The sequence below is a fragment of the Neisseria uirgultaei genome (assembly GCF_962719845.1).
Taxonomy (GTDB): Bacteria; Pseudomonadota; Gammaproteobacteria; order Burkholderiales; family Neisseriaceae; genus Neisseria; species Neisseria bergeri.
Map to the genome: position 1 here is coordinate 14,950 of NZ_CAUIYF010000006.1, position 18,727 is coordinate 33,676.

General features: G+C 54.0%; 18 protein-coding genes and 1 tRNA gene. 14 read left to right on the top strand and 5 right to left on the bottom strand.

The genetic code is table 11. The features are described 5' to 3' along the window. Positions 1 to 152: 152 nt before the first annotated feature. Both glmS and metG read left to right on the top strand, forming a co-directional pair. Positions 153 to 1,991 carry a glutamine--fructose-6-phosphate transaminase (isomerizing) gene (gene glmS, locus Q9J32_RS04965; protein ID WP_301882803.1) on the top strand — a complete coding sequence of 613 codons (1,839 nt, stop codon included), beginning with the start codon at positions 153 to 155 and terminating at the stop codon, positions 1,989 to 1,991. Between the two features lie 115 nt (positions 1,992 to 2,106). Then, complete coding sequence (gene metG, locus Q9J32_RS04970) at positions 2,107 to 4,161, top strand: methionine--tRNA ligase (protein WP_301882806.1); 2,055 nt, start codon at positions 2,107 to 2,109, stop codon at positions 4,159 to 4,161. Positions 4,162 to 4,237: 76 nt separating this feature from the next. On the opposite strand, the gene Q9J32_RS04975 is transcribed toward metG, so the two are convergent. Then, on the bottom strand, positions 4,238 to 5,191 hold the full coding sequence (locus Q9J32_RS04975) for a D-2-hydroxyacid dehydrogenase (protein ID WP_301882809.1): 954 nt from the start codon (positions 5,189 to 5,191) through the stop codon (positions 4,238 to 4,240). A gap of 133 nt (positions 5,192 to 5,324) precedes the next feature. On the opposite strand from Q9J32_RS04975, the gene Q9J32_RS04980 reads away from it, so the two are divergent. The 10 genes from Q9J32_RS04980 (at position 5,325) to Q9J32_RS05025 (ending at position 14,863) form a co-directional block, all read left to right on the top strand. Then, positions 5,325 to 5,543 carry a DUF2061 domain-containing protein gene (locus tag Q9J32_RS04980; protein ID WP_301882810.1) on the top strand — a complete coding sequence of 73 codons (219 nt, stop codon included), beginning with the start codon at positions 5,325 to 5,327 and terminating at the stop codon, positions 5,541 to 5,543. Positions 5,544 to 5,620: 77 nt separating this feature from the next. Further along, positions 5,621 to 5,950: an FKBP-type peptidyl-prolyl cis-trans isomerase gene (locus Q9J32_RS04985; protein WP_002240914.1), complete on the top strand. Its 330-nt coding sequence runs from the start codon at positions 5,621 to 5,623 to the stop codon at positions 5,948 to 5,950. Positions 5,951 to 6,112: 162 nt separating this feature from the next. Next, entirely contained in the window at positions 6,113 to 7,036 is a 924-nt protein-coding gene (gene lpxC / locus Q9J32_RS04990) for a UDP-3-O-acyl-N-acetylglucosamine deacetylase (RefSeq protein WP_301882812.1), read from the top strand. 670 nt (positions 7,037 to 7,706) lie between these two features. After that, positions 7,707 to 9,155, top strand: coding sequence for a decarboxylating NADP(+)-dependent phosphogluconate dehydrogenase (gene gnd / locus Q9J32_RS04995; protein ID WP_301882815.1), 1,449 nt, complete (start codon positions 7,707 to 7,709; stop codon positions 9,153 to 9,155). 62 nt (positions 9,156 to 9,217) lie between these two features. Continuing rightward, the gene (gene waaA / locus Q9J32_RS05000; RefSeq protein WP_301882816.1) at positions 9,218 to 10,489 is read left to right on the top strand and encodes a lipid IV(A) 3-deoxy-D-manno-octulosonic acid transferase; all 1,272 of its coding nucleotides are present in this window, start codon (positions 9,218 to 9,220) and stop codon (positions 10,487 to 10,489) included. Positions 10,490 to 10,529: 40 nt separating this feature from the next. Further along, positions 10,530 to 10,979, top strand: a complete 450-nt coding sequence (locus Q9J32_RS05005; RefSeq protein WP_107819869.1) for a CopD family copper resistance protein — start codon at positions 10,530 to 10,532, stop codon at positions 10,977 to 10,979. 32 nt (positions 10,980 to 11,011) lie between these two features. Beyond that, positions 11,012 to 11,986, top strand: a complete 975-nt coding sequence (locus Q9J32_RS05010; protein ID WP_301882820.1) for a TerC family protein — start codon at positions 11,012 to 11,014, stop codon at positions 11,984 to 11,986. 68 nt (positions 11,987 to 12,054) lie between these two features. Next, positions 12,055 to 12,130, top strand: a tRNA-Lys gene (locus tag Q9J32_RS05015). 220 nt (positions 12,131 to 12,350) lie between these two features. Next, positions 12,351 to 13,604: a UDP-N-acetylglucosamine 1-carboxyvinyltransferase gene (murA, locus tag Q9J32_RS05020; RefSeq protein WP_301882822.1), complete on the top strand. Its 1,254-nt coding sequence runs from the start codon at positions 12,351 to 12,353 to the stop codon at positions 13,602 to 13,604. Between the two features lie 80 nt (positions 13,605 to 13,684). Then, positions 13,685 to 14,863: a phosphoglycerate kinase gene (locus Q9J32_RS05025; RefSeq protein ID WP_301882824.1), complete on the top strand. Its 1,179-nt coding sequence runs from the start codon at positions 13,685 to 13,687 to the stop codon at positions 14,861 to 14,863. Between the two features lie 65 nt (positions 14,864 to 14,928). Here Q9J32_RS05025 and Q9J32_RS05030 read toward each other — a convergent pair whose 3' ends face one another. The 4 genes from Q9J32_RS05030 to Q9J32_RS05045 all read right to left on the bottom strand — a co-directional run bounded on the left by Q9J32_RS05030 (position 14,929) and on the right by Q9J32_RS05045 (position 17,509). Next, on the bottom strand, positions 14,929 to 15,177 hold the full coding sequence (locus Q9J32_RS05030; protein ID WP_002247180.1) for a BolA family protein: 249 nt from the start codon (positions 15,175 to 15,177) through the stop codon (positions 14,929 to 14,931). Between the two features lie 91 nt (positions 15,178 to 15,268). Next, positions 15,269 to 16,186, bottom strand: a complete 918-nt coding sequence (gene ftsX / locus Q9J32_RS05035) for a permease-like cell division protein FtsX (protein WP_301882825.1) — start codon at positions 16,184 to 16,186, stop codon at positions 15,269 to 15,271. Then, positions 16,183 to 16,833 carry a cell division ATP-binding protein FtsE gene (gene ftsE, locus Q9J32_RS05040; RefSeq protein ID WP_002215189.1) on the bottom strand — a complete coding sequence of 217 codons (651 nt, stop codon included), beginning with the start codon at positions 16,831 to 16,833 and terminating at the stop codon, positions 16,183 to 16,185. Before ftsE ends, ftsX begins: the two co-directional genes overlap by 4 nt. A 193-nt stretch (positions 16,834 to 17,026) precedes the next feature. After that, positions 17,027 to 17,509, bottom strand: coding sequence for a TlpA disulfide reductase family protein (locus Q9J32_RS05045; protein ID WP_301882831.1), 483 nt, complete (start codon positions 17,507 to 17,509; stop codon positions 17,027 to 17,029). Positions 17,510 to 17,632: 123 nt separating this feature from the next. On the opposite strand from Q9J32_RS05045, the gene arsC reads away from it, so the two are divergent. Beyond that, positions 17,633 to 17,986, top strand: a complete 354-nt coding sequence (gene arsC / locus Q9J32_RS05050; protein ID WP_002242104.1) for an arsenate reductase (glutaredoxin) — start codon at positions 17,633 to 17,635, stop codon at positions 17,984 to 17,986. Continuing rightward, positions 17,983 to 18,639, top strand: coding sequence for a YdcF family protein (locus Q9J32_RS05055; RefSeq protein WP_301882833.1), 657 nt, complete (start codon positions 17,983 to 17,985; stop codon positions 18,637 to 18,639). Before arsC ends, Q9J32_RS05055 begins: the two co-directional genes overlap by 4 nt. Positions 18,640 to 18,727: the final 88 nt, after the last annotated feature.

Genomic DNA, 18,727 nt, shown 5'->3' on the forward strand with positions numbered 1-18,727 from the left:
GGAAATCCCTCCTTTTTTTGAGCAAGCCCAAGCCTTCAGACGGCATTTTGCTGTTTTCCGACACGAGAGGCGGTTTATAATCCGAAGCGGAAGGTGCGGCACGGGAGCCGTCCGCGCCTGTTTTTTTTTCAACCGGATACTAAGGAACAGTCATGTGCGGTATCGTCGGCGCCATCCGCGCCCATCACAACGTCGTCGATTTTCTGACCGACGGCCTCAAACGCCTCGAATACCGGGGTTATGATTCATCAGGCATTGCCGTCAATACCGACGGCAACATCAAGCGCGTGCGCCGTGTCGGCCGGGTTCAGTTGATGGAAGACGCGGCCCGTGAAAAAGGAATAGCAGGCAGCATCGGCATCGGACATACGCGTTGGGCGACACACGGCGGCGTTACCGAGCCGAACGCCCACCCGCACATCAGCGGCGGTATGATTGCCGTCGTACACAACGGCATCATCGAAAACTTTGAAAGCGAACGCGAACGTTTGGAAGGTTTGGGATACCGTTTTGAATCTCAAACAGATACCGAGGTCATCGCACACAGCATCAATCACGAATACGCGCAAAACGGCGGCAGGCTGTTTGAAGCCGTGCAATCCGCATCCGCCCGTTTCCACGGCGCATATGCGATTGCCGTCATGGCTCAGGACAACCCGGACGAGATGGTCGTGGCGCGTATGGGCTGCCCGCTTTTGGTCGCTTTAGGCGACGATGAAACCTTTATCGCTTCGGACGTATCCGCCGTCATCGCCTTTACGCGCCGCGTGGCGTACCTCGAAGACGGCGACATCGCGCTGCTGGCTTCAGACGGCATCAAAAGGCTGACCGATAAAAACGGCCTGTCCGCCGAACGCAAAGTCAAGGTATCCGAACTCTCGCTCGCCTCTTTGGAACTGGGCCCGTACAGCCACTTTATGCAAAAGGAAATCCACGAGCAGCCCCGCGCGATTGCGGATACGGCGGAGGTTTTCCTCGACGGCGGCTTCATCCCCGAAAACTTCGGCAAAAACGCCAAAAGCGTGTTTGAAAGCATCCGCAGCGTCAAAATCCTTGCCTGCGGCACGTCCTATTACGCCGCGCTGACCGCCAAATATTGGTTGGAATCCATCGCCAAAATCCCGTCCGATGTCGAAATCGCCAGCGAATACCGGTACCGCAGCGTGATTGCCGACCCCGACCAACTGGTCATTACCATTTCCCAATCCGGCGAAACGCTGGACACGATGGAGGCTTTGAAATACGCCAAATCCTTGGGACACCGCCACAGCCTCTCCATCTGCAACGTGATGGAATCCGCCCTGCCACGCGAAAGCAGCCTCGTGCTTTATACCCGTGCCGGTGCGGAAATCGGCGTCGCCTCGACCAAGGCGTTTACCACGCAACTGGTTGCACTGTTCGGTTTAGCGGTAACGCTGGCGAAGGTACGCGGCTTGGTATCCGGCGAAGATGAAGCACGTTACACCGAAGAACTCCGCCAGCTTCCTGGCAGCGTGCAGCACGCTTTGAACCTCGAACCGCAAATTGCCGCCTGGGCGCAACAGTTTGCCAAGAAAACCAGTGCACTGTTTTTGGGGCGCGGCATCCATTACCCGATTGCCCTTGAAGGAGCGTTGAAGCTGAAGGAAATCACCTACATCCACGCAGAAGCCTATCCTGCCGGCGAATTGAAGCACGGGCCGCTTGCTTTAGTGGACGAAAATATGCCCGTCGTCGTCATCGCGCCCAACGACAGCCTGCTGGACAAAGTCAAAGCCAATATGCAGGAAGTCGGCGCGCGCGGCGGCGAACTTTTCGTCTTTGCCGACCTCGACAGCAATTTTAATGCCACCGAAGGCGTGCACGTCATCCGCGCGCCGCGCCACGTCGGCGAATTGTCCCCCGTCGTGCATACCGTCCCCGTGCAGCTCCTCGCCTACCACACCGCCCTCGCACGCGGCACGGATGTGGACAAGCCGCGCAATCTGGCGAAATCCGTAACCGTCGAATAACGCCCGCCGTTTTGCAAAAATGCCGTCTGAAGCCCGATTTTTCAGGCTTCAGACGGCATTTCCCCGTTTGATTTGCGGTATAATCCGCCTTTACCCATTGTTTGCAAAGCACAATATGACACGCAAAATCTTAGTTACCTCCGCGCTGCCCTATGCCAACGGCAGCATCCACCTCGGCCACATGGTCGAACACATCCAAACCGACGTTTGGGTGCGCTTCCAAAAACTGCGCGGCCACGAATGCCACTACTGCTGCGCCGACGACACCCACGGCACGCCCGTGATGCTTGCCGCGCAAAAACAAGGCATCGCGCCCGAAGACATGATTGCCAAAGTGCGCGAAGAGCACCTCGCCGACTTTACCGGTTTCGGCATCGGCTACGACAATTATTACAGCACCCATTCCCCTGAAAACAAACAGTTTTCCCAAGACATTTACCGCGCGCTGAAAGCCAACGGCAAGATTGAGAGCCGCGTCATCGAGCAGCTTTTCGACCCCGAAAAACAAATGTTCCTGCCTGACCGCTTCGTCAAAGGCGAATGCCCGAAATGCCACGCCCAAGACCAATACGGCGACAACTGCGAAGTCTGCGGCACGACCTATTCCCCGACCGAACTGATCAACCCGTATTCCGCCGTTTCCGGCGCGAAACCCGAATTGCGCGAATCCGAACACTTCTTCTTCAAACTGGGCGAATGCGCCGACTTCCTCAAAGCCTGGACTTCCGGCAACAACCCGCACGACGGCAAGCCCCATCTGCAAGCCGAAGCCCTCAACAAAATGAAAGAATGGTTGGGCGAAGGCGAAGAAACCACGCTGTCCGACTGGGACATTTCCCGCGACGCGCCGTATTTCGGTTTTGAAATCCCCGACGCGCCGGGCAAATATTTCTACGTTTGGCTGGATGCGCCCGTCGGCTACATGGCATCGTTTAAAAATCTGTGCGACCGCATCGGCATCGATTTTGACGAATACTTCAAAGCCGACAGCCAAACCGAGATGTACCACTTCATCGGCAAAGATATTCTCTATTTCCACGCCCTGTTCTGGCCCGCTATGCTGCATTTCTCCGGCCACCGCGCTCCGACCGGCGTGTACGCACACGGCTTTTTGACCGTCGATGGACAAAAAATGTCCAAATCACGCGGCACGTTTATCACCGCCAAATCCTATCTGGAACAAGGCCTGAACCCCGAGTGGATGCGCTACTACATCGCCGCCAAACTCAACAGCAAAATCGAAGACATCGATTTGAACCTGCAAGACTTTATCAGCCGCGTAAACAGCGACCTCGTCGGCAAATACGTCAACATCGCCGCCCGCGCTTCAGGTTTCATCGCCAAACGCTTTGAAGGCCGTCTGAAAGACGTTTCAGGCAGTGCATTGCTGGCAAAACTCGCCGCCGAAAGCGACAACATAGCCGAGCAATATGAAAACCGCGAATACGCCCGCGCCCTGCGCGACATCATGGCATTGGCAGACGCTGTGAACGAATACGTCGATGCCAACAAACCGTGGGAACTGGCGAAACAAGAAGGCCAAGACGAACGCCTGCACGAAGTATGCAGCGAACTCATCAACGCCTTTACGATGCTGACCGCCTACCTCGCCCCCGTATTGCCTCAAACCGCCGCCAACGCTGCGCGTTTCCTCAATCTGGACGCGATTACTTGGACGAACACAAGGGTAACCTTGGGCGAACACGCCATCAACAAATACGAACATCTCATGCAACGAGTGGAACAAAAACAAGTGGACGATTTAATCGAAGCCAACAAACAAAGCATTCAGACGGCATCCGCGCCCGTTGAAGCGGGCAAATACGAAAAAGTCGCCGAACAGGCGAGTTTCGACGACTTTATGAAAATCGATATGCGCGTTGCCAAAGTATTGAACTGCGAAGCCGTCGAAGGCAGCACCAAACTCTTAAAATTCGACCTCGATTTCGGTTTTGAAAAACGCATCATCTTCTCCGGCATCGCCGCGTCTTACCCAAATCCTGCCGAATTGAACGGCCGCATGGTCATTGCCGTCGCCAACTTCGCCCCGCGCAAAATGGCAAAATTCGGCGTATCTGAAGGCATGATTCTCTCCGCCGCCACGGCAGACGGGAAACTGAAGCTCTTGGATGTGGATACAGGCGCGCAACCGGGCGACAAAGTCGGTTAAGTAGAAATATCAAAAACAATGCCGTCTGAACCCTTTGGGCGTTCAGACGGCATTGTTTTTCGTCATCCCGACAAGCTCAAACCACGCGGTTTTGCGCCTCACCTTTCACAAAGGCGTGAATGTTCGCCAACAATATATCAAACAGCCTGTCCAAAGCCTCGCGGCTCGCCCACGCGGTATGCGGCGTAACAATCAGATTGGGCAGGCGTGCATTCAGCAAGGGATTGCCGCCCCTTGGCGGCTCCTCCGTCAAAACATCGACACCAGCTCCGCCGATCTGCCCGTATTTGAGTGCGGCAATCAGCGCGTTTTCATCCACCAGCCCGCCGCGCCCGCAATTAATCAAAACCGCACCGGGCTTCATCTGCCGCAATTCGTTTTCGCCTATCATATTTTCAGTTTGGGCGTTCAGCGGACAGTGCAGCGACAACACGTCGGCAGTCCGTACCGCATCTTCAAAGGAAACATAGCCTTCGCGCACGTCGGGCGCGTGTTTGTGTTCGGCAAACACCACCCCCATACCGAATGCCTGCGCGTATCCGGCCAGCGTCCTCCCGATATTGCCGCGTCCGAAAACCGCCAGCGTTTTGCCGTTCAAATCCCGAATCGGCGCGCCGTAATGGCAGAAAAACGGCGATTTTTCCCATAATCCTGCCGCAACATCACGCTGATAGGCGGGCAAATTCCGCATCAACGCAATCATCAGCATAAAGGCGTGTTCCGCAACCGATTCGTTTCCGTATGCGCGGACATTGCATACCGCAACGCCCGCCGCCTTCGCAGCCTCAATATCGACATTGTTCACGCCGGTCGCGCTGACGGCAATCAATTCAAGCTGCGGCGTGCCTGCAATAATATCCTCTGAAATCATCACTTTATTGGTAATGACAATATGTGCGTCGCGCACCCGTTCTGCCGTTTCATCCGCGCCGGTCGTACCGTAAACCGCGAGCTCGTGCGGAAAATCAAAATGAAAAACCCGGCCGGGCAAAGTATCCGCATCCAATACGACTATCTTTTTATGATTCATAATTTCTATCCTTATTTGAAAAACGATTTATTTACGCTAACAGTAAATAGTAAATTTAAACCGCGCAGCCTTATGATAATCTTTATCATCTCTCCGTAAATTTTCAATTAATTTTTCAATCAAGGAGATGATGATGCTTAAAACCTTGACTTTTGCCGCACTGCATTTCAGCGTCGCCTTCAGTGTAACCTATGTACTGACGGGCAGTATAGGCGTATCAGGGGCGGTCGCGCTGGTCGAACCTATGATCAACACCGTCGTTTTCTATTTCCATGAAAAAGTCTGGAACCGCTACGAAAAAAACAAAACGGCCAAACAACAACCGCTGTTCCCGCTGCACCGGTGCGGATGACGTTTGAGCGGCATTTGACTTCGACGGACGGTATGTTACCCTTGCCGTTTTGACCAACAAGCAACGAAAGGACAGATATGGGCAGCCTGATTATTGAAGATTTGCAGGAAGGCTTCGGCAAAGAGGCGGTAAAGGGTAAAGAAATCACCGTCCACTACACCGGCTGGCTGGAAAACGGAACCAAATTCGACTCCAGCCTCGACCGCCGCCAGCCGCTGACCATCACGCTCGGTGTCGGACAAGTCATCAAAGGCTGGGACGAAGGCTTCGGCGGAATGAAGGAAGGCGGCAAACGCAAGCTGACCATCCCTTCGGAAATGGGCTACGGCGCACACGGCGCGGGCGGCGTGATTCCCCCGCACGCCACTTTGATATTTGAAGTCGAGCTGCTGAAAGTGTACGAATAAGACAGCACACCTGATGCCGTCTGAAATACAGATTGCGGTTTCAGACGGCATTTTGTTTTCAAAAAAAATATCCGTATTGGCAAATACTATTAAATTTGATGGATTGTTTTTTCCCTTTTATCGTATTATCCCGACCATAAGCAATTTTTAAGGAAGCGGTTTATGCTGCAAAGAACCTTGGCGAAATCCATCAGCGTTACCGGAGTCGGGCTGCATTCGGGCGAACGCGTCGCACTGACCCTGCACCCCGCACCTGAAAACAGCGGGATTTCCTTCCGCCGCACCGATTTGGACGGCGAAATGGGCGAACAAATCAAACTGACCCCTTATTTAATCAACGATACCCGCCTTTCATCCACCATCGTTACCGACAAAGGCGTGCGCGTCGGCACCATCGAACATATCATGTCCGCACTGTCCGCCTACGGCATCGACAATGCGCTGATTGAGCTGAACGCGCCCGAAATCCCGATTATGGACGGCTCCAGCCTGCCGTTTATTTACCTTTTGCAAGATGCGGGCGTGGTCGACCAAAAGGCGCAAAAGCGTTTTTTGAAAATCCTCAAGCCCGTCGAAATCAAGGAAGCGGGCAAATGGGTACGCTTTACACCGTATGACGGATTTAAGGTAACACTGACCATCGAATTCGACCACCCTGTTTTCAACCGCAGCTCGCCGACGTTTGAAATCGATTTCGCAGGCAAATCCTACATCGACGAAATCGCACGCGCGCGCACTTTCGGCTTTATGCACGAAGTGGAAATGATGCGCGCCCACAATCTGGGCCTGGGCGGCAATCTGAACAACGCCATCGTGATTGACGACACGGATGTCCTGAATCCCGAAGGCTTGCGTTATCCCGACGAGTTTGTCCGCCACAAAATCCTCGATGCCATCGGCGATTTGTATATCGTCGGACACCCGATTGTCGGCGCGTTTGAAGGCTACAAATCGGGACACGCCATCAACAACGCCCTTTTGCGCGCGGTTTTGGCAGACGAAACGGCTTACGAATGGGTGGAATTTGCCGACAGCGATGATTTGCCCGACGCATTTCACGAGCTGAACATTAAAAAATGTGGATAACGCTCCCTTTTCCAAACAAATGCCGTCTGAATCGATAAAATACCCGCTTCAGCCGGCATTTTTATATACGTATCCCCATCCGAAACTTTACTTATACACAATCCGTCCAAAGCTATCTTTTTGAAATATTACGAGATTTACCCGCAAATCTCATTTTCTCCACCACTTATACACAAATCCGGATGCACACCCTGCCAATATGCAGAAAAAAGACATCCGTGCCGACACTTTCTTATCCCCACAAGTTCCAAACACATTTCCTGCTCAAATCTCCACAGCATTCCCGTCCTTAAAGGCACCGGCAGCCATTCGGTAAAGAAAAGCGGGATGTCATCTGCACAACAAGCAAACTATCCACAAAACCTATTCCCCACGAAAAACAATCCACAGGGATACACAAAAGGAAAACCGCCTTACCGACACCCTTTAAAAACAGCAATCCCGATGATTTTAAAAATAAAAAAAAGTTACCCACAGAAAACTTTTCATATCAATATAATCATCGTTTTATTATTTAAATTTTATATTTTATTTATAACCCTTCAGCAAAACGGGACAGCAAAACGTAAATGCATCTTTTCAAAAAATTAAAAAGTTAAGGATTGTTAAACAAGTGTAAATCGGGTAGAGTTGCGGCCGATAAATTAAATCTATAATGGAGCTTCCTGCAATGAAAGGCGATATTGGCGTAATCGGTTTGGCGGTTATGGGGCAAAACCTGATTCTGAATATGAACGATTGCGGATTTAAGGTGGTTGCCTACAACCGGACAACCAATAAAGTGGACGAGTTTTTAAACGGCGCGGCAAAGGGGACGGGTATTATCGGCGCGCACTCCCTGCAAGACTTGGTCGATAAGCTGGCAAAACCAAGAAAAATCATGATGATGGTTCGCGCAGGTTCGGTGGTTGACGACTTTATCGAACAACTGCTTCCGATGTTGGAAGAAGGCGACATCATTATCGACGGCGGCAATGCCAATTACCCCGACACGACACGGCGGACACATTACCTTGCCGGAAAAGGGATTTTGTTTGTCGGCGCGGGCGTATCCGGCGGCGAAGAAGGCGCGCGGCGCGGCCCGTCCATCATGCCGGGCGGGGATAAACGCGCTTGGGAAGCCGTCAAACCGATTTTCCAAGCGATTGCCGCCAAAACGCCGCAGGGCGAACCGTGTTGCGACTGGGTCGGCAGGGATGGCGCGGGACATTTTGTCAAAATGGTGCACAACGGCATCGAATACGGCGATATGCAGTTGATTTGCGAGGCTTACCAGTTCATGAAAGACGGTTTGGGACTGTCCTACGACGAAATGCACCGCGTGTTTGCCGAGTGGAACAAAACCGAGCTGGATTCTTATCTGATTGAAATCACAGCGGCAATTTTGGGCTATAAAGACGAAGGCGGCGAGCCGCTGGTCGAGAAAATCCTCGATACGGCAGGGCAAAAAGGCACGGGCAAGTGGACGGGCATCAATGCCTTGGATTTGGGCATTCCGCTGACGCTGATTTCCGAAGCGGTATTCGCCCGCTGCGTTTCGTCGTTCAAAGAACAGCGCGTACAGACCGGCAAGCTGTTCGCCCGAACCGTTACGCCCGTCGAAGGCGGCAAACAAGAATGGGTCGAGGCGTTGAGACAGGCCCTGCTTGCATCCAAAATCATTTCCTACGCACAAGGCTTTATGCTGATCCGCGAAGCGGGCGAAAGCTACGGCTGGGATTTGGACTACGGCAACACTGCGCTGCTGTGGCGCGAAGGCTGCATCATCCGCAGCGCGTTTTTGGGCAATATCCGCGACGCGTATGAAAACAATCCCGATTTGGTGTTCTTGGGTACAGATCCGTATTTCAAAAATATTTTGGAAAACTGCCTGCCGGCGTGGCGCAAGGTGGTTGCCAAGGCGGTCGAATGCGGCATCCCTATGCCCTGCACGGCATCGGCGATTACGTTCTTGGACGGCTACACGACCGAACGTCTGCCTGCCAACCTCTTGCAGGCACAGCGCGACTACTTCGGCGCGCACACTTATGAGCGCACCGACAAACCGCGCGGCGAGTTTTTCCATACCAACTGGACGGGCAAGGGCGGAGATACCGCTTCGACAACCTACGATATTTGATTCCGTTGCCGAAATGCCGTCTGAACCGTTCAGACGGCATTTGTTTTGCAGGAAATAGAAAGATGTTCCAATGGCTTTATGATGTATTGTGGCTGTTTGCGCCGATATGGATACGGCGTTATTTGGACAAACGCTCCGGAAGTGCCCCTGCATATCGGGCGCATCGGGGCGAGCGTTTCGGCAAGCCGTATCCGAATCCCGTTACCGGCGCGGTTTGGATACACGCCGTTTCGGTCGGGGAAACGCGTGCCGCCCAACCTTTGATACGCGAGTTGCGGCAGCGTTTTCCCGATGCGCCGCTGCTGATGACGCAGATGACCCCGACGGGACGGGAAACCGCGCAAGTTCTGTTTCCCGATGCGCAATGCCGCTATCTTCCGTATGACAAAAAAACGTGGGTGCGGCAGTTTTTGCACGAACACCGCCCGATGTTCGGCATTTTGATGGAAACCGAAATCTGGCCCAATCTGATGAAGGAATGCCGGCGCGCGGGGGTGCCGCTGTTTTTGGCGAATGCGCGGCTGTCGGAAAAATCGCTGAACGGTTATCTGAAAGTCCGCCGCCTGATCCGTCCTGCAGCCGCTTCGCTGACGGGTTGTCTGGCGCAGACGGAGGCAGATGCGGCGCGGTTGGCGGAATTGGGCGCGGCATCCGTGCAGGTGTGCGGCAATACCAAATACGACCTGATGCCGTCTGAACAGATGAAAACGCTGGCGGGGCAGTTTGAAAAACGAATCGGAGGCCGGCAGGTTGCCGTGTGCGGCAGCACGCGCGTCTATCGGGGCGAGGACGAGGCGGAAAAACTGCTGGCGGCGTGGCAACAATATCGCGGCGATGCCCTGCTGGTCGTTGTGCCGCGCCATCCCGAGCATTTTCAGACGGCATTTGAAACGGCAAAACGCTTCGGGTTTAAGGTTCAGCGGCGCAGCGACGGTTTGCCGGTCGAACCCGATACGCAGGTGTGGATAGGCGACAGTATGGGCGAGCTGTATGCGTATTACCTGTGTGCCGATGTCGCTTTTGTCGGCGGCAGTCTGGTCGATTCGGGCTGTCAGAACATCATCGAACCGCTTTCCTGCGGCGTTCCGACGATATTCGGCTTTTCGACCTACAATTTTTCCGAAGCCTGCCGGCACGCCTTGGCATCGGGTGCGGCGGTTCAAGTCGAATCGGCGGACGCGTGGCGGGAAGCCGTTGAAAAAACCTTATCGGACGAGGGGGGCGGAATGCGGATGCAGGCGCGCGTGGACGGCTTTATCGCACAACATCGCGGAGCAGGCGCGAGAATCGCCGAGGCGGTGCAGGAAGCGGTATGCGGACATTGGGGGCGATAGTGATACAATCCGTATCCGAGTTTTCCGGTTGGAGCATCGTATGAGTATTTATGCCGTCGCGCACATCGTCCATCTGTATTGCGCCATTGCCTTTGTCGGCGGCGTGTTTTTTGAAGTACTGGTTTTGTCCGTCCTGCATACGGGACGGGTGTCGCGCGAGGCGCGGCGCGAAGTGGAAAAAGCCATGTCCTACCGCGCCGTCAGGGTGATGCCGTTTGTGGTCGGGCTGCTGTTTGCCAGCGGCATCGTGATGGCGGCAAACCGCTACCTTCCTATATTGGGCGAACCGTTTGCCACTTCCTTTGGTACGATGCTGACGCTGAAAATCCTGTTGGCGTTCAGCGTGTTGGCGCATTTCGCCATCGCCGTCGTCAAAATGGCGCGTTCCACACTGACGGTCGGCTGGTCGAAATACATACACGCCGTCGTCTTTACCCATATGCTGCTGATTGTGTTTTTGGCAAAAGCGATGTTTTATATCGGTTGGTAACACAACTACATTTCAAATCAGGAGATTGAACCATGACAGAATATCCCGGTATCGGGTCGCCGTTGTTTTACGGCGTTTTTTTTGCGGCAGTGCTGGTCATGATTGCCTTGGATATGTTTTCGCTGAAGAAAAACGGCAGCCATAAAGTCGGTGTCAAAGAAGCCTTGGCATGGAGCGGCTTGTGGGTTGCTGTATCCTGCTTGTTCGCGGGCTGGCTGTATTTCGAACTTGCCGGCAATCCCGGCTACGGCGCGGCAGTCGCAAAAGAAAAAGTATTGGAATTCTTTACCGGCTACATTTTGGAAAAATCGTTGGCAGTCGACAATATTTTCGTGTTCCTGATGATATTCGGCTACTTCAAAGTCGCACCGCAGTTTCAGCACCGCGTGCTGCTGTACGGCGTATTGGGCGCATTGGTATTGCGCACCGTCATGATTTTCGTCGGATCGGCACTGGTTCGGCAGTTCGAGTGGATTCTGTATCTGTTCGGCGCGTTCCTGCTCTATACCGGCATACACATGATGAAGCCCGAAGGCGATGAGGAAGAGGATTTGGCAAACAGCAGGCTGCTGAATGCCGTCAAGAAAGTCGTTCCGGTCGGCACGGCGTTTGACGGCGAGAAATTTTTTACCGTCGAAAACGGCAAAAAAATCGCCACGCCGCTGTTTTTGGTGCTGGTCATGATTGAATTGAGCGATGTCGTGTTTGCCGTGGACAGCATTCCCGCCGTCTTTGCCGTTACCACCGATCCGTTTATCGTGCTGACTTCCAATATTTTTGCAATTCTGGGCTTGCGGGCGATGTATTTCCTGCTGGCGGATGTGGCGGAACGCTTTATCTTCCTGAAATACGGCTTGGCATTCGTGTTGGGTTTTATCGGTGTGAAAATGCTGGTAATGTATTGGGTGCATATCCCGATTTCCGTTTCGCTGTCGGTCGTCTTCGGTGCGTTGGGTGCATCGATACTGACCTCGTTAATTTATACGAAAAAACAGTCCGATAAATAAAATGCCGTCTGAATGCCGACAAAATGGTTGACAGCATCAGGCTTGATGTATAAAATTTCGAGCTTATCGGGTCGTTAGCTCAGCTGGTAGAGCAGCGGACTTTTAATCCGTTGGTCGAGCGTTCGAATCGCTCACGACCCACCAGATAAAACAAAAAAAAGCCGAGTTTTCAAAACTCGGCTTTTTTTGCTTTCCGACAATCCTTGTTCGGAAAGCGCGGCATTTCGTCAAATTCTTTGGTGCGGCTTCCGTATTTTTCCCGAAAATCCCTTATAATTCTGTCTCTGCAACCTTCATCGGGTGAGGCTTTATGCGTTGTCCCGAGTATTGAAATATTACAAGTACCCACCAGGAAAGAACAAACGTGGACAAACTGAAAATCTCCGCAAACGGCCCGCTCAACGGGGAAATAACGGTCTCGGGCGCGAAAAACGCGGCATTGCCGCTGATGTGCGCGGGTTTGCTGACATCGGGTACGTTGCGCCTGAAAAATGTCCCTATGCTGGCAGATGTGAAAACCACGCAAAAGCTGCTTCAGGGCATGGGCGCGCGCGTCTTGACCGACAATATCAGCGAATTTGAAATCAACGGCGGTACGGTCAACAACACGTGCGCGCCGTATGAGCTGGTCAGAACTATGCGCGCTTCGATTTTGGTGCTTGGCCCGACGCTGGCGCGTTTCGGCGAGGCGCAAGTCAGCCTGCCGGGCGGCTGCGCCATCGGTTCGCGCCCTGTCGATCAGCATTTGAAGGGCTTGGAGGCAATGGGGGCGGAAATCGTCATCGAACACGGTTACGTCAAAGTCAAGGGCAAACTCAAAGGCGTGCGTGTGGCGATGGATGTCGTTACCGTCGGCGGTACGGAAAACCTGCTGATGGCGGCGACGCTGGCGGAAGGTACGACGGTTTTGGAAAACTGCGCCATCGAGCCCGAGGTGGTCGATTTGGCGGAATGCCTGGTCAAAATGGGCGCGAAAATCAGCGGCATCGGAACATCGACCATGATTGTGGAAGGGGTGGATGAGCTGCACGGCTGCGAACACAGCGTCGTCCCCGACCGGATTGAAGCGGGGACGTTCCTGTGCGCGGTGGCGATAACCGGCGGCAGGGTGGTTTTGCGGAATACCGCGCCGAAAACGATGGAAGTGGTGTTGGACAAACTGGTCGAGGCAGGTGCGGTGATCGAGGCGGGCGACGATTGGATCGCCATCGATATGCGGCAGCGTCCGAAGGCGGTGGATATCCGCACGGTCGTCCATCCCGGCTTCCCCACGGATATGCAGGCGCAGTTTATGGCATTGAATGCCGTGGCGGAGGGAAGCTGCCGCGTGGTGGAAACGATTTTTGAAAACCGCTTTATGCACGTCCCCGAGTTGAACCGGATGGGGGCGAACATTACAACCGAGGGCAATACGGCATTTGTGCAGGGGGTGGAACAGCTTTCCGGCGCGGTCGTCAAGGCGACGGATTTGCGCGCGTCCGCAAGCCTCGTTATCGCCGGTTTGGCGGCACGCGGCGAAACCGTGGTCGAACAGATTTACCACTTGGATCGCGGTTATGAAAATATTGAAAAAAAACTCGGCAGCGTCGGCGCGAACATCGAGCGCGTATCCGGCTGATCGGGTTGCGATGCCGTCTGAAGGCTTCAGACGGCATCAATTGTTTCTGTATCGCAAACACTGATTGAAAAGGACTGATTATGGCATTTTTAAAACTGACCGAACAAAACGTGCAGGGCAAAACCGTCCTCATCCGCGCCGATATGAACGTGCCGTTCAAAGACGGCAAAATCAGCGACGACACCCGTATCCGCGCCTCGCTCGCATCCATCCAATACTGCTTGGACAACGGCGCGTCCGTTATCGTGATGACCCACTTGGGCCGCCCGACCGAGGGCGAGTTCCATCCTGAAGACGATGTCGCGCCCGTTGCCGCACACTTAGGCAGCCTGTTGGGCAAAAACGTGAAAGTATTGAATGACTGGCGTGAAAACAAACCCGCCCTGAACGCGGGCGATGTCGTCATGCTGCAAAACGTGCGCATCAACAAAGGCGAGAAGAAAAACGATTTGGAACTGGGTAAAGCCTACGCTTCTTTGTGCGACGTGTTCGTCAACGACGCGTTCGGCACCGCCCACCGCGCCCAAGCTTCGACCGAAGCCGTTGCCCAAGCCGCCCCCGTTGCCTGCGCCGGCGTATTGATGGCGGGCGAACTCGACGCTTTGGGCAAAGCCCTGAAACAGCCCGCGCGCCCGATGGTGGCGATTGTCGCCGGCAGCAAAGTGTCCACCAAACTGACCATCCTCGAATCGTTGGCGGACAAAGTCGATCAGCTTATCGTCGGCGGCGGCATTGCCAACACCTTCCTGTTGGCGGAAGGCAAAGCCATCGGCAAATCTTTGGCGGAACACGATTTGGTGGAAGAATCCAAAAAAATCATGGCGAAAATGGCGGCCAAAGGCGGTTCTGTACCGCTGCCGACCGATGTCGTCGTTGCCAAAGTCTTTGCCGCCGATGCCGAAGCGGTTGTAAAAAACATTGCCGACGTTGCCGAAGACGACATGATTCTGGACATCGGCCCGAAATCCGCCGCCGCGCTTGCTGAACTGCTCAAAGCCGCCGGCACGGTGGTGTGGAACGGTCCGGTCGGTGTGTTTGAGTTTGACCAGTTCGCAGGTGGCACGAAAGCCCTTGCCGAAGCTATTGCCCAAAGCAAAGCGTTCTCGATTGCGGGCGGCGGCGACACGCTGGCGGCGATTGCCAAATTCGGCGTTACCGGTCAAATCGGCTACATCTCCACCGGAGGCGGCGCGTTCCTCGAATTCTTGGAAGGCAAAGAGCTGCCAGCAGTAGCCGCTTTGGAAAAACGCGGCGAGTAAACGGTTTGATATACAAAATGCCGTCTGAAACGTTGTGCTGTTTCAGACGGCATTTTGTATGGCGGTTATTGTGCTTTGGCTGCCCATTCTGCCGGTGTGGCGGCAACCGAAATGGAAAGTGCATGCAGTTCGTTGCTTTCCAGTTGGGCTTTAAGCCCGTCTTTAATCAGGCGGTGGCGTGCAAGGCGTGCCTTGCCTTCAAATTCGGATGAAACGATGACGGCGAAAAAATGGTGTCCGTCGCCTTCTACTTCGATGTGTTCGCATTTTGCCACGCCTGCAATCAGGGCTTTGACTTGTTCGGGTGTCAGCATAGTGGGGAGTCCTTATTGGGAAAATGCGCCATTATACTGGCAAATCGAAATGCCGTCTGAAACGGCTTCAGACGGCATTTTTGACGGTGTTTTATTTTTTGGCCTTGAAGCCGAGCAGGTGCTGGGTGGTGGCAAGCCACGCGCCGAATACGCCCAACGCGATGACGAAGCCGAACACCAGCACGATTTCTTCAGGGTAAAAGAAACGCCAGCCGATGTTCAAGCCGTAGGGTTTGAAGATGGCATCGACCAAGGGGCGCACTGAGGAAAGCAAACGGGCGCACAATCCGAGGCTGACGGCGGCGGAGAAGATACTCTGCCACATTGCCTGATAAAGGAAGGGGCGGCGGATAAACGACGCGGGCGCGCCCAAGAGTTTGGTAATTTCGATTTCTTCTTTGCGGCTGAGGATTTGCAGGCGGATGGTGTTGTGTGCGACAAGGACGAACGCCATACCCAGCGTCAGGGAAAGAAACCATAAGATTTTACGGATGAACTCGTTGATTTGGTACAGCGTTTGCACCCATTCGGTATCCATAGACGCGGATTCGACCATAGGCAGCTTGGTAATGTCCCGGTAGATTGCCTGCATTTGGTCGGGCGTGGTTGCCGGGTCGGGGGTAACGATAAAGACATCCGGCAGGGGGTTGCCGTCAAGCATGGAAATCAGATTTTGGTCGAGATTGGACTGCAATTCCGCCAAACCGTCTTCCTTGCCGATGAAGCGGACGTTGTCAATCCGTTTGTCGCGCGTCAGCAGGCTGCGGACGGTATCGCTGTCGCTTTGTGCGGCGGCGGTTTCCATATAGATTGTGATTTGCGGCGACTCGTTGAGTTTGCCCAACACGCTTTGCCCGCTTTGGATGCCCAGATACATAAACAGCGGCAGGGTCATGGCGACGGCAAGCATCATGAGGGTAAGCAGTGTGCCGAAGGGTTGGCGCAGAAGCTGTTTAAGCGCGGTGCGCGCGGATTCGACGTGCAGCGAGACGTAGTGGATGATGCTCATGCGAGACGTCCTTTCGAGAGGCGCAGGATGCGGTGTCCGTAGTCCGCCATAAGGGTTTCGTCATGGGCGGCAACGATGACGGTGGTTCCTGCTTCGTGGAAGGTTTTGAACAATTCCATAATATCGAGTGCGTAGGCGCGGTCGAGGTTGGCGGATGGTTCGTCGGCAATCAGCAGGCCGGGCTGGTGGACGACGGCGCGGGCGATGCACAGCCTCTGCTGTTCGCCGCCGGAGAGGGTTACCGGGTCGTCCAATTCTCGACCTTTCAAGCCGACTTTTTCGATGGCGATGCGGGCGCGTTCTTCGGCTTTGCGCGGCGGATAGCCGATAATCCGCAGGGGCAGGATGACGTTTTGCAGGACGTTGCGGTCATAGAGGATTTTGTGGTCTTGGAACACGATGCCGATGTGTTGGCGCATAAAGCCGATTTGGTTGTCGGACAATGTGCCGAGGTCCTGCCCGTTAAACAGGATTTTGCCCCTGCTCGGCTTGGTGATGCCCGAAATCAGCTTGAGGACGGTGGATTTGCCCGAACCGGAGTGTCCCGCGATAAATATCATTTCGCCTTTGTTGATTTGGAAGCTGACGTTTTTCAGGGCTTCAAAACCGCCGGGATAGGTTTTGGAAACTTGTTCGAAACGGATCATAGGTGGTCCTGTAAGGAAGGGCGGCATATCGTTTCGGGCGGTTGCGTCCGCCAGGATATGCCGTCTGAACAATAGGTAAGACAGTGCCGATTATAAAGATTCCGCCTGCTTTTAGATAGTGGATAAGTTTGCACCGGCAGGCGGGTGGAAAAGAAAAATGCCGTCTGAAGCGGCTTCAGACGGCATCCGGCGTTTAACGGCATTTTGAACGGGCGAGTTTGACGGCTTCGGTCAGGCTTTTTTCGTTTGCCTCCCCGGTAATGGTCTGCCTGTATCCGCATTTCGGGGCTTCGACGACGGTAAAGGGCAGTACGCCGACATTGTTTCCGTAGGATTTCATAAAGTTTCGGCTGTTCGCCCCGGTGTAACGCCAAACCGGATAGCTGACGGGGGTTTGTTTGAGGAAGTTGCCGATATTGTCGGATGTGTCGAGCGCGATGCCGACCATATCGACGCTGCCTTTTTTCTGGGCTTTGTACCATTTGGACATAACCGGCATCTCTTTTCGGCACGGGCCGCACCAAGTCGCCCAAAGGTTGACGATGCGTACGGGGGCTTTGAGCGATTGCAGGCTTTGCGGGGTGTTGTCTTTCCATCCGGCAAGTTCGTCTGCCGAGGCGGTATGTGCGGCAAATGTGGCGGCAAGGGCGATTGCGGCAAGATTCAAGTGTTTCATCGTTTTGTCCTTTGTATGTCGATTCAGGTATTGTAAACCGTTTGGTACGGTTGGGGGCGGGATATTGAGTAAAACCCTGCGTAAGCCGATAATAAGGGGATTATCGAGAAGTAAGGAAATGTCATGTCTGAAATCAAAATTTTCCACAATCCGCGTTGCAGCAAATCGCGTGCCGCCTTGTCCCTATTGGAAGAACGCGGCATTGCTGCCGAAGTGGTCAAATATTTGGATACGCCGCCCGACTTGTCCGAATTGAAGGATATTTTCAACAAATTGGGCTTGGCATCGGCGCGCGGGATGATGCGTGTGAAAGATGATTTGTATAAGGAATTGGGTTTGGACAACCCCGATTTGGACAATGACGCGCTGCTGCGTGCCATCGCCGATCATCCCGCCCTGTTGGAGCGTCCGATTGTTTTGGCGAACGGTAAGGCGGCTGTCGGCAGACCGCTGGAAAATATCGAAGCGGTATTGTGAACAAACGGCTGTTTTGCAGCCGCAACGGCTTGCGCTATTACCTGTTGGGCGGTTTCTGTTTGAGTGTTTTTCCACTTTTGCTGGTGTTTGCCTCATCCGTTTGGGCGGTTTATCGGACGGGCGGGCAGGTTTTGCCGCCGTATGTCCGGGCGGATGCCGCGCTGGTGTTGGGCGCCGCCGCGTGGGACAAACGCCCCTCCCCGGTTTTTCGCGAACGCATCAACCACGCCATTGCGCTTTATCAGGGCCACAGGGTTGGTAAAATTATTTTTACCGGCGGCAGAAGTAAAAAGGGTTACATGACGGAGGCCGAAGTCGGGCGGCGGTACGCGCTCAAACAGGGAGTTCCGGCGCGCAACATCCTGTTTGAAAACACTTCGCGCAACACTTATGAAAACCTGAACAACATCCGTCCGGTTTTGCGTGCCAACGGTATTGCCAGCGTGGTGATTGTCAGCGATCCCTACCATTTGGCGCGGGCGGCGGAAATGGCGGAGGATTTGGGTGTCCGCGTTTATATGTCTGCCACGCCGACCACGCGGTTTGATGCGGGAAATAAGAAAAAAATCTTTATGCTGCAAGAGGGATATGCGTTATCCCTCTACCGTTTGGAAAAATGGGGGCGGGATTTTTTCAATTGGCTGTTTCATTGAACTTTTTTTCGGACGCAATCCCGAAGGAATCCGGTCGGCGGCGCGTGATACACTGTTCCGCGTGCCGAAGCATTGAAAACAAGGAAAA

Excerpts from the sequence above, each read along its gene's own strand:
- Q9J32_RS04985 (WP_002240914.1), top strand. The coding sequence starts at position 5,621 with ATGGGCAGCCTGATTATTGAAGATTTGCAGGAAGGCTTCGGCAAAGAG.
- Q9J32_RS05045 (WP_301882831.1), bottom strand. The coding sequence starts at position 17,509 with ATGAAACACTTGAATCTTGCCGCAATCGCCCTTGCCGCCACATTTGCC.
- ftsX (WP_301882825.1), bottom strand. The coding sequence starts at position 16,186 with ATGAGCATCATCCACTACGTCTCGCTGCACGTCGAATCCGCGCGCACC.
- Q9J32_RS05005 (WP_107819869.1), top strand. The coding sequence starts at position 10,530 with ATGAGTATTTATGCCGTCGCGCACATCGTCCATCTGTATTGCGCCATT.
- Q9J32_RS04980 (WP_301882810.1), top strand. The coding sequence starts at position 5,325 with ATGCTTAAAACCTTGACTTTTGCCGCACTGCATTTCAGCGTCGCCTTC.
- glmS (WP_301882803.1), top strand. The coding sequence starts at position 153 with ATGTGCGGTATCGTCGGCGCCATCCGCGCCCATCACAACGTCGTCGAT.
- metG (WP_301882806.1), top strand. The coding sequence starts at position 2,107 with ATGACACGCAAAATCTTAGTTACCTCCGCGCTGCCCTATGCCAACGGC.
- Q9J32_RS05030 (WP_002247180.1), bottom strand. The coding sequence starts at position 15,177 with ATGCTGACACCCGAACAAGTCAAAGCCCTGATTGCAGGCGTGGCAAAA.
- arsC (WP_002242104.1), top strand. The coding sequence starts at position 17,633 with ATGTCTGAAATCAAAATTTTCCACAATCCGCGTTGCAGCAAATCGCGT.
- Q9J32_RS05010 (WP_301882820.1), top strand. The coding sequence starts at position 11,012 with ATGACAGAATATCCCGGTATCGGGTCGCCGTTGTTTTACGGCGTTTTT.
- gnd (WP_301882815.1), top strand. The coding sequence starts at position 7,707 with ATGAAAGGCGATATTGGCGTAATCGGTTTGGCGGTTATGGGGCAAAAC.
- ftsE (WP_002215189.1), bottom strand. The coding sequence starts at position 16,833 with ATGATCCGTTTCGAACAAGTTTCCAAAACCTATCCCGGCGGTTTTGAA.
- Q9J32_RS04975 (WP_301882809.1), bottom strand. The coding sequence starts at position 5,191 with ATGAATCATAAAAAGATAGTCGTATTGGATGCGGATACTTTGCCCGGC.
- lpxC (WP_301882812.1), top strand. The coding sequence starts at position 6,113 with ATGCTGCAAAGAACCTTGGCGAAATCCATCAGCGTTACCGGAGTCGGG.
- Q9J32_RS05025 (WP_301882824.1), top strand. The coding sequence starts at position 13,685 with ATGGCATTTTTAAAACTGACCGAACAAAACGTGCAGGGCAAAACCGTC.
- waaA (WP_301882816.1), top strand. The coding sequence starts at position 9,218 with ATGTTCCAATGGCTTTATGATGTATTGTGGCTGTTTGCGCCGATATGG.